Here is a 12,752-nt window from a genome sequence, read left to right on the forward strand (position 1 = left end):
CACGCCGTGGTCGCGGTCTCAGCTCCGCCAGACCACCCGCGGAGCCAGCAGGCGGTGTCCGGTCGACGCGGGCAGGACGGTCCGACCGGTGCCCATGAGCAGCTCGATCGCGGCCGCGGCGACCTCGACCAGGGGCTGCTCCACGCTGGAGACGCCCACCGCCTCGGCCACCGGGGTGTCGTCGTAGCCCACCACCGGCACCGCCGCCCCGAGCGCGAACCGGGCTCCGAGCGCGAGGGTGTCCGACGCACAGACGAGCGCGTCGAACCCGGCGCCGGCCTCGACCGCCGCCGCGACCGTGCCGGTGGCCGCGGTGACGTCGTCCTCGCACGTGAGCCCGGGATCGTCGGGCAGCCCGGCCGCGCGCATCGCGTCCCGCCAGCCCCGTCGGCGCTCGTCACCCTGTCCGGACGGGCTCGGCCAGCCCAGGAACCCGATCCGGCGGTGCCCCTGCGCCACAAGGTGCTCGGTCGCGTCGTGCACGCCCGCGTACCCGTCGACGTCGACCCAGGGGTGCGGCGCGGCGTCCATGTCCGGCAGACCCCACGGCCGGCCGAAGGTCACGAAGGGGATGTCCCGGGCGCCGAGCCACGCCGCGCGGGGATCGCCGTGGAACGTCGAGGTGAGGACGAACCCGTCGACGTCCGAGCCCTCGACGAGGCGTTCGATGTGGGCGAGTTCGTCGTCGACGTCGGTGGCGGTGAAGAGCAGGATGCGCATCCCGCGCAGGTCGGCACACTCGACGAGCGCGTGCAGGAAGCGGTCGAGCACGGCGCCGGAGATGCCGTGCACCGGTTCCAGCCGGACGCCGAGCGTGGAGCTCTGGCGGGTGCGGAGCCGACGGGCGGATGCGTGCGGCCGGTACCCGAGGTCGTCGATGGCTGCCTGGACCCTGGTGAGCGTCGCGGGGCGGACGACCTCGGGCCGGTTCAACGCGTTCGACACCGTCTGCCGTGAGACGCCCGCGGCGAGGGCGACGTCGGCGACGGTGGCGGGATGCGACATGGGGTTCACCGTAGCGCCTCGCAGGTGTATGGTCGACTCGTTTGATCGATCAAATTTGAACGATCGAAGTACTGCACTCGACGAGGAGTCCCCCTGATGCAACGACGCACAGCACGCATGCTGACCGCGGGAGCGATGGCGCTCACCGCAGCTCTGACCCTCTCCGCCTGTGGCTCCGGCTTCTCGAGCTCGGGCGGCAACGGTTCCGGCGGTGGCGCCGCGAAGCTCACCTCGAGCGACGACCCCCTCACCGTCCTCATCGGCTCGTCGGGCGACGCCGAGACCGCCGCCGTGAAGAGCGCCGCCGCCGCGTGGTCGAAGTCCTCGGGCACCGGCGCGACGGTGCAGCCGGCGAACAACCTCGACCAGCAGCTCGCCCAGGGCTTCGCGGCCGGCAAGCCCGCCGACGTGTTCTACGTCAGCACGTCATCCCTCGCCGGGTACGCCGCGAACGGCTCGCTGTTGGCCTACGGCGACCAGCTCGAGGACACGAGCGACTTCTACCCGACGCTCACGAAGTCGTTCACCCTGGACGACCAGCTCTACTGCGCGCCGAAGGACTTCTCCACCCTCGCGCTGTTCATCAACACGAAGGACTGGAAGGCCGCCGGGCTGACCGACAGCGACGTCCCGACCACCTGGGACCAGTTGCGGACGGTCTCCGAGAAGCTCACCCGCGACGGACGGGTCGGACTCACGACCAGCCCGCAGATCGAGCGTCTCGGGGCGTTCATGACCCAGGCCGGCGGTGCCCTGACGAACAGCGCCCAGACGAAGGCGACGGTCGACTCGGCCGCGAACGTCGAGGCCCTCGACTACGTGAAGGGCCTGCTCGACGACGGCTCGATGAAGTTCTCGAGCGACCTCGGCGAGAGCTGGGGAGGTGACGCGTTCGGCAAGGACAAGGCCGCGATGACAATCGAGGGCAACTGGCTCACCGGGGCGATGTCGTCGAGCTACCCGAGCGTGGACTACAAGGTCGTCGCCCTGCCGAAGGGCCCGAAGGGTGCCGGCACGCTGCAGTTCACGAACTGCTGGGGCATCGCGAAGGACTCCCCGAACCAGAAGGCAGCGCTGTCCTTCGTCGAGAAGATGACGAGCACCGACCAGCAGCTCGCCTTCGCGAAGGCGTTCGGTGTGATGCCCTCGGTCGAGTCGGCCGCCGGCACCTGGAAGCAGGAGTACCCGCAGTACGCCGCGTTCCTCGACCAGGCGGACGCCGCCCAGGGCCTGCCGAACGCGTCCGGGACCGCCGACGTGATCGCCGACTTCGACTCGAAGCTCGGCAGCCTCAGGACGACCGACACCAAGACCCTGCTCGAGGGCGTCCAGAAGAACATGGCCGCCGCGCTGAAGGGCTGACGGACGTGTCCCGGAAGAACCGTGCCGAAGCCGTCTCGGGCTGGCTGTTCACCGCGCCGACGATCATCGTCCTCGGCCTGTTCCTCGCTGTGCCGGTGGTCATGGCGGCCTGGGTCAGCGTGTCCGACTGGCGGGGTGTCGGCAGCCCGTTCTCGTCCGACGTCTCCTTCGTCGGCGGGCAGAACTACGCCAAGATCCTCGGCGGCGGGGGGCTCGACGAGCAGAACTTCGGCACCGCGCTGCGGAACAACCTCTGGTACGTCGTGTTCGTCGTCCCGCTGCAGACCGCCGTGGCGCTCGGGCTCGCCCTGCTCGTCAGCGGTCGGGCACTGCGCGGGCGCGGGTTCTTCCGGACCGCGTTCTACTTCCCCTCGGTGACGAGTTCGGTCGCCATCACCGTCCTCTGGCTGTTCCTGTTCTCGTCGACGGGAGCCGTCAACAAGATCATCAGCTGGGCGGGGATCAACGGACCGAACTGGTTCAACGAGCCCACCGGCCTGTTCCACCTCGGCGCAGGCACACCACCGGCCTTCCTCGCCGACCACACGATGCTCGGCATCTCGTGGTGGGAGTGGCTCGCCGGTCCGTCGGTCGCGATGACCGCGTTCATCCTGCTCGCGGTGTTCACGACGAGCGGCACCTTCATGCTGCTGTTCATCGCGGCGCTGCAGAACCTCTCGCCGGAGGTCGACGAGGCAGCGATGATCGACGGCGCCGGGTCCTGGACGCGGTTCTGGCGGGTCACCCTGCCGCAGCTGCGCCCGACGCTCTTCACGGTGCTGACACTCGGGCTGATCGGGACGTGGCAGGTCTTCGACCAGATCTACACCGGCACGAAGGGCGCCCCGGCGAACACGACGCTCACGCCGGCGTTCCTGTCGTACACGTCCGCGTTCCAGAGCCAGCAGTGGGGCGTCGGCGCAGCCATCGCCTTCATCCTGTTCGGCATCATCGTCGTCTTCACGCTGCTGCAGCGGTGGGCGCTGCGCGACCGCCCGGTGTCCCGCCGTCGGATGCGGTGGATCGAGAAGGGGAGCACGCGATGACCAGCGCACCCACGCCGGCGACCGCAGGCGGCGGGACCGAGCCGACCCGCGCCTCCAGGGCGGCAGTGCCAGGAGGCGCGGTGCCGGACCTCGGCGCCACCACCGTCACGCAGGCACCCGGCCCCGGCCGGCGGCCACGTCGGCTCACGCCGCGGAGCGTGGTGCTGCTGGTGTTCGGCGTCCTGATCGCCGTCGTCTACCTGCTGCCGTTCTACGTCGCGATCGTGAACGCGTTCAAGACCGACCAGGACGCCTCCCTGCACCCGCTGGCGCTCCCCGTCACCTGGACCGGCGCGGCGTTCCAGACCCTCTTCGAGAACTCCGACTTCGGGATCTGGGCGATGAACTCGATCATCGTCGCGGTCTTCGTCACGCTCGGCCGGATCTTCTTCGACTCCCTCGCCGGGTACGCGTTGGCGCGACTGCGGTTCCCGGGTCGCCAGACCGTCTTCGCCCTGCTCATCGCCGTCATGGCGGTGCCGGGCGTGGTCCTGCTCATCCCGAAGTTCCTCGTGATCAACCAGCTCGGCATGTACGACTCGTACTCGGGCATGATCGTGCCGTTGCTCGTGGACGCCGCCGGGGTGTTCATCATGAAGAACTTCTTCGAATCGATCCCGGTGAGCGTCGAGGAGCAGGCGAAGATCGACGGTGCCGGCACGTTCCGGACCTTCTGGTCGGTCGTGCTCCCGATGGCGCGTCCGGCCGTCGTGACGATCACCATCCTGTCGTTCCAGGGATCGTGGAACGAGCTCGCGCACTTCATCGTGTCGACCTCGTCGCCCGACCTCACCACGCTCACGAAGGGCGTCGCATCACTGGCGTCGGGCGCGCTGAGTGCCGGGAACCAGTTCCCGGTCAAGCTCGCGGCGGCCTTCGTCATGACCATCCCCGTGGCGGTCGCGTTCTTCGTGTTCCAGAAGCGCATCATGAACGGCAGCGACGGGGCGGTCAAGGAATGAGCACCCCGACGTGACCGCCACCGAACCCACGATCCTGGCCACCTGCGGCGGTCTGGTCGGCGGCGAGTGGGACGACTCGGCGTACGGTCCGCTCCTGTTCGAGGCCGTCCGGCTCGCCCGCGTCCCCGCCGGTCGGCCGCCACGCGTGTTGCACGTGAACACCGCCGGCGGCGACCAGCGGACCGTCGAGGGGGCAGAGCTCGCCGCAGCCCGTACGGCCGGTGTCGAGGCGTCGCACCTGCGGTTCTTCCCGAGACGGAACGTGCCGTCCCTGCGCGACGCCGTCCTCGGTGCGGACGTCGTCTGGGTCTCGGGCGGCTCCGTGGTCAACCTCCTCGCCGTGTGGCGTGCCCACGGTCTCGACGAGGTCCTCCGTGAGGCCTGGGGAGCCGGGGTGGTGCTCGCCGGTGGATCGGCCGGCGCGCTCTGCTGGCACACCGGCGGCGTCACGCAGAGCCACGGCCCGCAGCCGTCGGTCCTCGCCGACGGACTCGGCTTCGTGTCCGGCTCGCTCGGTGTCCACACCGACTCGGACCCGGAGCGGTCGCCGGTCTTCCGCGCGGCCGTCGCGGCGGGGGACCTCCCGGCGGGCATCGAGCTCGACGAGGGCGTCGGCGTCGTCCACCGTGGGCGCTCGGCCACGTTCGTCGAAGCCGTCACCGACCACGACGGAGGCGGCGCGGTGCGCATCGCCCGTGCCCCCGGCAACCCGACCGGCATCCGTGCCGAGCCCCTGCCCGTGCGTCGCCTGCCGGACGCACCCCGATCCGTACCGAGCTGGACACCCAGCGCCTGGACCCCGTCCCCCGAACCCGTCGACGAGGAAGCCCCATGACCTCCACCACCACGAACACCACCACCGCCGCTGCCACGACCGCCACGCTGCAGCCCCTGCTCCACGACGAGGTCGCCGTCATCGCGGCACCGACGCAGGCATGGTCCGGTCGGGACGGTGCCATCGGCGCGAACCCCGTGCACGGCTACTGGACCGGCGACCAGCGGTTCGTCTCCGCCGTGCGCGTCAGCGTCGAGCACTCCGCGGTGGAACCCGTCGCCGTCGTGCCCGCCGGTGCCCGCGAGGTCGTCTTCAGCGGACTCCTGCGCGGCCTCGACGGTACCGGCGCCGATCCGGACGTCCGCCTCGACCGTCGTCGGACGGTGCGCATCGACGGGGTGGCGGAACGCCTGCGCATCACCGATCGGCTCCAGGGGCCCGGCGCGAGCACCGCGGAGCTCGTCGTGACCGTCAGGCTGACCCCGGACGCCGCCGGGATGGACGCGGTGAAGGCCGGTCACGGCCCCCAGCCGGTCCCCGCCGACGCCTCGGACCAGATCGCATCGTGGACCTCGGGCTCCGTACGGGTCCGGCTCGACGCCCCCGGCGCATCCGTCCGCGTCGAGGACGGTGACGTCGTGCTGCGCTGGCGGACGGAGCGCGCGCACCAGGTCGACCTCGCGTGGGACTGCGCCGTGGAGACGCCCGACGCCGTCGTCACCGGCGTGACGACCCCGCGCCCGTTCGACGTCCCGGCCGGCGTGCAGGACGACCGGCTCCGGCGCTGGCTGGAGCGTGCCACCGACGATCTCGACGCCCTCCGGCTGGCACGGCCCGAGGGCGAGTTCATCGCGGCCGGCGCCCCCTGGTTCTTCACCCTGTTCGGCCGCGACGCGATCTGGGCCGCCCGCTTCCTGCTGCCCGTCGACACCAGCACCGCCGGGGGCACCCTCCGGGTCCTCGCCGCGCTGCAGGGCACCGCGGACGACCCCGCGACCGCCGAGCAGCCCGGCAAGATCATGCACGAGCTGCGCCAGGCGTCCCTGCCGGTCGACAACGACGAGATCTCCCTGCCACCGCTCTACTACGGGACCGTCGACGCGACGGCGCTCTGGGCGTGCCTGCTCCACGACGCCTGGCGTGCGGGGCTCCCCGACGCCGAGGTCGAGGCGCTCCTGCCGACGCTCGAACGCGCCCTGGCGTGGATGCGCGACCACGGCGACGCCGACGGCGACGGGCTGCTCGAGTACGTCGACGAGTCCGGCCGAGGGCTGGCGAACCAGGGCTGGAAGGACTCCGGGGACAGCGTGCAGTGGCGGGACGGCACCCTCGCCGACGGCCCGATCGCGCTGTGCGAAGTGCAGGGCTACGCGCACGAGGCCGCGGTGCACGGTGCCGACCTGCTCGATGCGTTCGGCCGTCCCGGCGGCGACGAGTGGCGTGCCTGGGCCGCGCGCCTGGCCGATCGCTTCCGCGACGCCTTCTGGGTGGCCGACGACATCGGTCGGTACCCGGCGATCGCCCTCGACGCCCGCAAGCGCCCCGTCGACTCCGCCACGAGCAACATCGGCCACCTGCTCGGCACCGGCCTGCTCACCCCGGACGAGGAAGCCGTCGTCGCAGCACGCGTCGTGAGCCCGGACCTGGCGAGCGGCTTCGGCCTCCGGACCCTCTCCACGACCGCCGCCGGGTACTGGCCGCTCAGCTACCACGGGGGCACCGTCTGGGCGCACGACACCGCCGTGGTGATCACGGGCCTCATCCGGTCCGGACACCACGACGAGGCCCGGGTCCTGTCCGAGCAGCTGCTCGCCGCGGCGGTGGCGTTCGACTTCCGGATGCCCGAGCTGCACGCCGGCGACGACGCGTCCGCCGTCACACGTCCGGCCCCGTACCCGGCCGCCTGCCGCCCGCAGGCCTGGAGTGCCGCCGCCGCCTTCCCCGTCTGGGTGGCGCTCCGGTAGGCCGCCGTCGCAGGGATCCGGCGGTACGGTCGAGGGCATGACGACGACCCCGGACGACCTCGCCGAGGAGCTCCGCGAGTCGATCGGCCGGATCGTGCGGGCCACCCGGGCACTCACCGACGAGCTGCCGCAGGCGCAGAGCGCGAGCCTGGGCCTGCTCGACCGGCAGGGGCCGCAGACCATCGCCGAGCTCGCCCGGGCCCGCGGCGTGAAGCACCAGGGACAGTCACGGACCGTCGCGGAGCTCGAGGAGCGCGGCTTCGTGGAGCGAGGCGTGTCCGACGGGGACCGGCGGGTCTCGGTGATCCGGCTGACGGACTCGGGCCGCACGGTCATGCTCCGGGAACGGAGCGCCCGAGCCGGGGCGTTCGCGTCGGTGATCGGTTCCGAGCTGTCCGAGGCCGAGCGCGCGGCACTCGCCAGGGTGCCGGAACTGTTCGACCGCATCGCGGCGAGACTCGAACGGTGAACGCCCTCTCATCCGGATCGACTACGTCGATGTACAACACTGTTGTAGACTCGTCGACATGGAGCTGACGAAGTACAACCACGCCACCGTCGTCCTCGAGCAGGACGGCGCCACCCTCGTCATCGACCCGGGCACGTTCACGCCGGAGGGCGCCGACCTCGCGACGGCCGCCGTCGCCGTCCTCGTCACCCACGAGCACTTCGACCACTTCGACGTCGACGCCGTCCGTGCCGCCCTCGCCGCGAACGACGCCCTCGTGGTCCGTGGGCCCGCCGCGATCGTCGACCAGCTCGGCGCGCACGACGGCCGCGTCGCCGCGGTCTCGGCCGGTGACGCGTTCGAGGTCGGCCCGTTCTCGGTGCAGGTCTTCGGTGAGGAGCACGCCGTCATCCACGGCGACATCCCGACGATCGCGAACGTCGGCTACCTCGTGAACGGCGCCGTGTTCCACCCCGGCGACGCCTACCTCGTGCCCGGCGTCCCGGTGCGGACCCTGCTGCTGCCGACCAGCGGCCCGTGGACGAGCACCGCCGAGGCCGTCGACTACGTCCGCGCGGTCTCCCCGGAGCACGCCGTGCAGATCCACGAGGCGATGCTCAGCGAACTCGGGCAGCAGTCCGCCGCGCGGTTCCTCGGCCCGGACGGTCTCGGACCGGTGCCGGTGCAGATCCTGCCCGCCGGCGAGTCGATCACCGTCTGACGGACGTGACGCACCCCTGAGAGGTGATCCGCGCCTCCAGGGCAGGGTGGAGGGATGCCCGACGCACCCTCCACCGCCGTCCTCTTCGACATCGACGGGACCCTCGTCGACTCGAACTACCCGCACATCGACGCCTGGTGGCGGGCGTGCACGGCAGCGGGCGAGTCCGTCGACGCCTGGCGGATCCACCGCGCGATCGGCATGGACTCGGCGAAGCTGCTCGAGGAGCTGCTGCCGGACGCCACGGACGAGCAGCGCGACACCGTCAAGCAGTTCCACACCGCGTACTACGCCGAGCAGATGCCGCGGTTGCGGCTCCTCCCGGGTGCCCGTGAGCTGCTCCGGTCCGTCGCCGAGGCCGGTCACGCCGTCGTGCTGGCCACGAGCGCGCCCGAGGACGAACTCGTGCGCCTGCGCGAACTGCTCGACGCCGAGGCTTGGATCACCGCCGTCACGAGCTCGGAGGACGTCGAACAGGCCAAGCCGGACCCCGGGATCATCGAGGTCGCACTCCGGAAGGTCGGCGTGTCCGCCGATGCCGCCGTGATGGTCGGCGACGCGATGTGGGACGTCGAGTCCGCCGGACGGGTCGGTGTGCCCTGCGTCGCCGTGATGACGGGCGGGATCGGCGGTGACGAGCTGCGCCGGGCCGGGGCAGCCCGGGTGTACGACGACGCGGCAGCGGTCCTCGCCGACCTGCGGGCCGGCCGGGGCCCAATCGCGGACCTGGCGAGCCGCGCCGGGGGAGCCGCCGGCAGCGGGGCGGGCGCGTGAGCGTCCGCGGCGTCGACCACATCGGACTGACCGTGCCCGACGTCGACGCGGCCAGCGCGTTCCTGGTCGACGCGTTCGGTGCCGAGGTGCTCTACGACACGCTCCCCGCGGACCAGCCTCCGAAGGGCGGCGCGGCGACGACGTCGCGCCTCGGTGTCCCCGGAGACGCGCGTGAGGTGCGGATCCGGATGCTCGCGCTGCCCGACGGCCCCGGCATCGAGCTGTTCGCCTTCGACCACGTCGAGCAGGACACCCCGGCGGTGCCGTCCGACCTCGGGTGGCAGCACCTCGCGCTGTACGTCGACGACCTCGACGCCACGTTCGACCGGGTCGTGGCCGCCGGAGCGACCGCGCTCGGCGCACCCCGCCCGCTCCCGGGTCCCGAAGCCGGCGACCGGAACCGGTTCGTCTACGTCCGCACCCCGTGGGGCAGCACCGTCGAGCTCCTGACCTACCCCGATCCCCAGCCCTACGAGGAGCACACGTCGCGCCGACGCTGGCATCCGTGACAGGATCGTCGGTCGTGATCACGATCGAACGCGTTCGGTGGGACGACCCCCGTGGTGTGGCGCTCCGCGCCCGCATGGACGAGGAGATGCACGAGCGCTACGGCGCCGCCAACGGCGACGAGGACCCGGCGGTGACGGCCGAGCGTGGCCGGGCGCTCGCCGTGGACCCGGCGACGGTCATCACCTCGATCCTCGCGATCGACGAGGACGGTGAGGCCCTCGGGCACATCGCCGTCCGGCGTCTCGGTGACGAGGTCGAACTGAAGCGCCTCATCGTCCTCGCCGCCGCCCGCGGCAAGGGTGCGGCCACCGCGCTGCTCGCCGAGGGGGAACGCGTCGGGCGTGAGGAGGGCGCCGCGCGGCTCATCCTGCAGACCGGCGACAAGCAGCCCGAGGCCGTGGCGCTCTACGAGAAGACCGGCTGGACCCCGATCCCGGTGTACGAGCCGTACGCCGCGACGATGCCGTGGTCGTTCTGCTTCGAGAAGGCGCTCTAGCGGTACCCCGCTTCCGCATTGCACTCTCAGTCCGATAGTGCAATTCTTGTCCGGTGAGCACCACCGAACGCACCCGCGCGCTGCGCCGACGCATGATCGTCGAGGCACGTCGGGCGACCATCGAGCACGGGCTGCACGGCTTCACGATCGAACAGCTCTGCGAGACGGTCGGGGTGTCCCGGCGGACGTTCTTCAACCACTTCGCGTCGAAGGACGACGCCGTGCTCGGCATCGAGATCAACGCGGACGTCGAAGCCATCGACGCGTACGCCGCCGGCGGTGTCGTCGCGGCCGACCTCGAGCCGCTCGACTCCATCGTCGCGCTGGCGATCGACCAGTTCCACCGGGCCGGCATCGACCGCGCCGACGAGGTCCTCGTCCGCGGGGTCTTCGAACGGGAGCCGGCGCTCGTCGCCCGGTTCCTCTCGGCCACCGACGTGCAGCTCGGCCGCATCACCGACGCCGTACGAGCGCGGTTCGGTTGGGGCGACGCCACCGACCGCCGTGCGCGGCTCGTCACCGAGGCCGCCGCAGGGCTGCTCAAGGTGACGGCGGAGACCTACTTCGACGACGCGTTCGACGAAGCCACCGGCCCCGCGTTCGACGAGCTGCTCACCCAGAACCTCCGCCTGATGAGGGCGGCCATCACGACCGGACAGGACACCACCGAATGAGCGCCACCGCGCCGGGCACGACCAAGCGTGCCCGCCCAGGCTCCGACGGACCGCTGCTCCTCACGCAGCGCCGGATCTGGATCATCTTCTCCGCGCTCATCGCGGGGATGCTGCTCTCCAGCCTCGACCAGACCATCGTCTCCACGGCGATGCCCACCATCGTCGGCGAGCTCGGCGGCGTCGCGCACCAGGCGTGGCTGACGACCGGGTACCTGCTCGCCTCGACCATCGTGATGCCCGTCTACGGCAAGTTCGGTGACGTCCTGGGCCGCCGCAACCTGTTCCTCATCGCGATCGCCCTGTTCACCATCGCGTCGGCCGGGTGTGCGTTCGCCGGCGACTTCACGCAGCTCGTCGTGTTCCGCGCCATGCAGGGGCTCGGCGGCGGCGGCCTGATGATCCTGTCGCAGGCGATCATCGCGGACATCGTGCCGGCCTCCCAGCGCGGCAAGTACCTCGGCCCGCTCGGTGCGATCTTCGGCCTCTCGGCGATCGGCGGCCCGCTGCTCGGCGGGTTCTTCGTCGACCACCTCACCTGGAACTGGGCGTTCTACATCAACATCCCGGTCGGCATCGCCGCGTTCTTCGTGGCGTGGTTCGCGCTGACCCTGCCGAGCAAGAAGGCGACGAAGCGCATCGACGTCCTCGGCGTGCTCTTCATGTCCGCCGCGACGACGTGCCTGGTGTTCTTCTCGGAGTTCGGCGGCAGCAAGGACCACGGCTGGGACGCCCCGGAGACGTGGGCCTGGTTCGCCGGTCTCGTCGTGTCGGCAGCGCTCCTCGTGCTCGTCGAGTCGCGTGCGGCGGACCCCGTCCTGCCGCTGTCGTTCTTCCGGAACCGAACCTTCCTGCTCGCGACCGGCATCGGGCTCGTGCTCGGCATCGGCATGTTCGCGGCGATCGGCTTCGTCCCGACGTTCCTGCAGATGGCGTCCGGCACCTCGGCGGCGGTCTCGGGTCTCCTGATGCTGCCGATGATGGTCGGCCTGATCGGGACCTCGATCGCGTCCGGCAACCTGATCACCAAGACCGGTCGCTACCGGATGTTCCCGATCATCGGGACGATCCTGGTCGCCCTGGCGATGCTCGCGATGACCCAGCTCGCGGCGGACACCCCGATCTGGCTCATCTGCGCGTACCTGTTCGTCTTCGGTGCGGGCCTCGGCCTCATCATGCAGGTGGTCGTCCTCGTGGCGCAGAACGCGGTGCCCGCCGAGCAGGTCGGTACCGCCACGTCGACGAACAACTACTTCCGCGAGGTCGGCGCGTCCCTCGGCACCGCCGTCTTCGGTGCGCTCTTCACGGCGCGGCTCACGACGTCGCTCACCGACGTGTTCCGCGGCGCCGGCGGGTCGGCGACCGACGCTGCGTCGTCGGCGGGCAGCATCGACCCCGCGACCGTGGCGAAGCTGCCGGAGGCGGTGCAGGACGGCATCGTGAACGCGTACGCCGACTCCCTGGCGCCCGTGTTCTGGTACCTGCTGCCGTTCATCGCGGTGGCGTTCCTGCTCGCGCTGTTCCTCCCGCAGATCAGGCTCTCCGACACGGCCGGCATGGTCGCCCGTGGCGAGGCGGTCGGCGGAGCCGAGGCCGACGAGCTCGAGCGGGCGCAGCGCGCGGGGCACACGGCCGGCGCGGCCGAGCCGCAGCCGGAGCCGGCGGATGCCGGTCCGGACCGTTCGGAGCGCTGACCGCGCGATCCACGAAAGCGACAGTCCCCCGCAGGATCCCTGCGGGGGACTGTCGCTTCCCCGGCACGGACCCGCCACCGCGGCGCCGATCTGTCGCTTCGGCGGGGTGGTCCGGGCCACCGCCGGCCAGGAGGTGCGGTGCCAGCTCGCACCGCGCCTCCCGTCCGCCACGGCGCGCGCCCACCGCGCCCCGCTCGCGAAAGCGACAGGCTGCCGCCGGATCTCGGCGGGCACCTGTCGCTTCCGCGGGGTGATCGCCGCGCGGTCGCGGCACATCGTCGCTCTCGCGGCACGAACCGCCGCAGTCCGCGACCGCGCGCGTCG

Annotated in this window: 13 protein-coding genes; 12 read left to right on the forward strand and 1 reads right to left on the reverse strand. The window is 71.6% G+C overall.

Annotation, left to right across the window (positions count from 1 at the left end):
• Nucleotides 1–18: 18 nt before the first annotated feature.
• A complete protein-coding gene (locus tag HWD93_RS08490; protein ID WP_261646574.1) occupies nucleotides 19–1,005 on the reverse strand; it encodes a LacI family DNA-binding transcriptional regulator in 987 nt (328 codons plus the stop codon).
• Nucleotides 1,006–1,101: 96 nt separating this feature from the next.
• Here HWD93_RS08490 and HWD93_RS08495 point away from each other — a divergent pair, with 96 nt between their 5' ends.
• Genes HWD93_RS08495 through HWD93_RS08550 form a run of 12 tightly spaced genes read left to right on the forward strand, consistent with a single transcriptional unit; the run spans nucleotide 1,102 to nucleotide 12,428 of the window.
• A complete protein-coding gene (locus HWD93_RS08495; protein ID WP_261646575.1) occupies nucleotides 1,102–2,367 on the forward strand; it encodes an extracellular solute-binding protein in 1,266 nt (421 codons plus the stop codon).
• A gap of 5 nt (nucleotides 2,368–2,372) precedes the next feature.
• Entirely contained in the window at nucleotides 2,373–3,413 is a 1,041-nt protein-coding gene (locus HWD93_RS08500) for a carbohydrate ABC transporter permease (protein WP_229086498.1), read from the forward strand.
• Nucleotides 3,410–4,375, forward strand: coding sequence for a carbohydrate ABC transporter permease (locus tag HWD93_RS08505; RefSeq protein ID WP_083295110.1), 966 nt, complete (start codon nucleotides 3,410–3,412; stop codon nucleotides 4,373–4,375). The genes HWD93_RS08500 and HWD93_RS08505 overlap by 4 nt, the downstream gene beginning before the upstream one ends.
• A 10-nt stretch (nucleotides 4,376–4,385) precedes the next feature.
• Entirely contained in the window at nucleotides 4,386–5,210 is an 825-nt protein-coding gene (locus HWD93_RS08510) for a Type 1 glutamine amidotransferase-like domain-containing protein (RefSeq protein ID WP_261646576.1), read from the forward strand.
• On the forward strand, nucleotides 5,207–7,114 hold the full coding sequence (locus HWD93_RS08515) for an amylo-alpha-1,6-glucosidase (protein WP_261646577.1): 1,908 nt from the start codon (nucleotides 5,207–5,209) through the stop codon (nucleotides 7,112–7,114). Before HWD93_RS08510 ends, HWD93_RS08515 begins: the two co-directional genes overlap by 4 nt.
• Before the next feature lie 37 nt (nucleotides 7,115–7,151).
• Nucleotides 7,152–7,583 carry a MarR family winged helix-turn-helix transcriptional regulator gene (locus HWD93_RS08520; RefSeq protein WP_071296579.1) on the forward strand — a complete coding sequence of 144 codons (432 nt, stop codon included), beginning with the start codon at nucleotides 7,152–7,154 and terminating at the stop codon, nucleotides 7,581–7,583.
• Between the two features lie 58 nt (nucleotides 7,584–7,641).
• Nucleotides 7,642–8,283, forward strand: coding sequence for an MBL fold metallo-hydrolase (locus tag HWD93_RS08525; RefSeq protein WP_070417201.1), 642 nt, complete (start codon nucleotides 7,642–7,644; stop codon nucleotides 8,281–8,283).
• Between the two features lie 54 nt (nucleotides 8,284–8,337).
• Entirely contained in the window at nucleotides 8,338–9,057 is a 720-nt protein-coding gene (locus HWD93_RS08530; RefSeq protein WP_261646578.1) for an HAD family hydrolase, read from the forward strand.
• Complete coding sequence (locus HWD93_RS08535; protein WP_261646579.1) at nucleotides 9,054–9,566, forward strand: VOC family protein; 513 nt, start codon at nucleotides 9,054–9,056, stop codon at nucleotides 9,564–9,566. Before HWD93_RS08530 ends, HWD93_RS08535 begins: the two co-directional genes overlap by 4 nt.
• Nucleotides 9,567–9,580: 14 nt before the next feature.
• On the forward strand, nucleotides 9,581–10,063 hold the full coding sequence (locus HWD93_RS08540; RefSeq protein ID WP_261646580.1) for a GNAT family N-acetyltransferase: 483 nt from the start codon (nucleotides 9,581–9,583) through the stop codon (nucleotides 10,061–10,063).
• A gap of 53 nt (nucleotides 10,064–10,116) precedes the next feature.
• On the forward strand, nucleotides 10,117–10,737 hold the full coding sequence (locus HWD93_RS08545; RefSeq protein ID WP_070417197.1) for a TetR/AcrR family transcriptional regulator: 621 nt from the start codon (nucleotides 10,117–10,119) through the stop codon (nucleotides 10,735–10,737).
• Complete coding sequence (locus tag HWD93_RS08550; RefSeq protein WP_261646581.1) at nucleotides 10,734–12,428, forward strand: MDR family MFS transporter; 1,695 nt, start codon at nucleotides 10,734–10,736, stop codon at nucleotides 12,426–12,428. Before HWD93_RS08545 ends, HWD93_RS08550 begins: the two co-directional genes overlap by 4 nt.
• Nucleotides 12,429–12,752: the final 324 nt, after the last annotated feature.

Origin of the sequence: Curtobacterium sp. C2H10, assembly GCF_025407985.1 — a bacterium.
Classification (GTDB): Bacteria; Actinomycetota; Actinomycetes; order Actinomycetales; family Microbacteriaceae; genus Curtobacterium.

Excerpts from the sequence above, each read along its gene's own strand:
- HWD93_RS08490 (WP_261646574.1), bottom strand. The coding sequence starts at position 1,005 with ATGTCGCATCCCGCCACCGTCGCCGACGTCGCCCTCGCCGCGGGCGTC.
- HWD93_RS08495 (WP_261646575.1), top strand. The coding sequence starts at position 1,102 with ATGCAACGACGCACAGCACGCATGCTGACCGCGGGAGCGATGGCGCTC.
- HWD93_RS08505 (WP_083295110.1), top strand. The coding sequence starts at position 3,410 with ATGACCAGCGCACCCACGCCGGCGACCGCAGGCGGCGGGACCGAGCCG.
- HWD93_RS08515 (WP_261646577.1), top strand. The coding sequence starts at position 5,207 with ATGACCTCCACCACCACGAACACCACCACCGCCGCTGCCACGACCGCC.
- HWD93_RS08520 (WP_071296579.1), top strand. The coding sequence starts at position 7,152 with ATGACGACGACCCCGGACGACCTCGCCGAGGAGCTCCGCGAGTCGATC.
- HWD93_RS08525 (WP_070417201.1), top strand. The coding sequence starts at position 7,642 with ATGGAGCTGACGAAGTACAACCACGCCACCGTCGTCCTCGAGCAGGAC.
- HWD93_RS08530 (WP_261646578.1), top strand. The coding sequence starts at position 8,338 with ATGCCCGACGCACCCTCCACCGCCGTCCTCTTCGACATCGACGGGACC.
- HWD93_RS08550 (WP_261646581.1), top strand. The coding sequence starts at position 10,734 with ATGAGCGCCACCGCGCCGGGCACGACCAAGCGTGCCCGCCCAGGCTCC.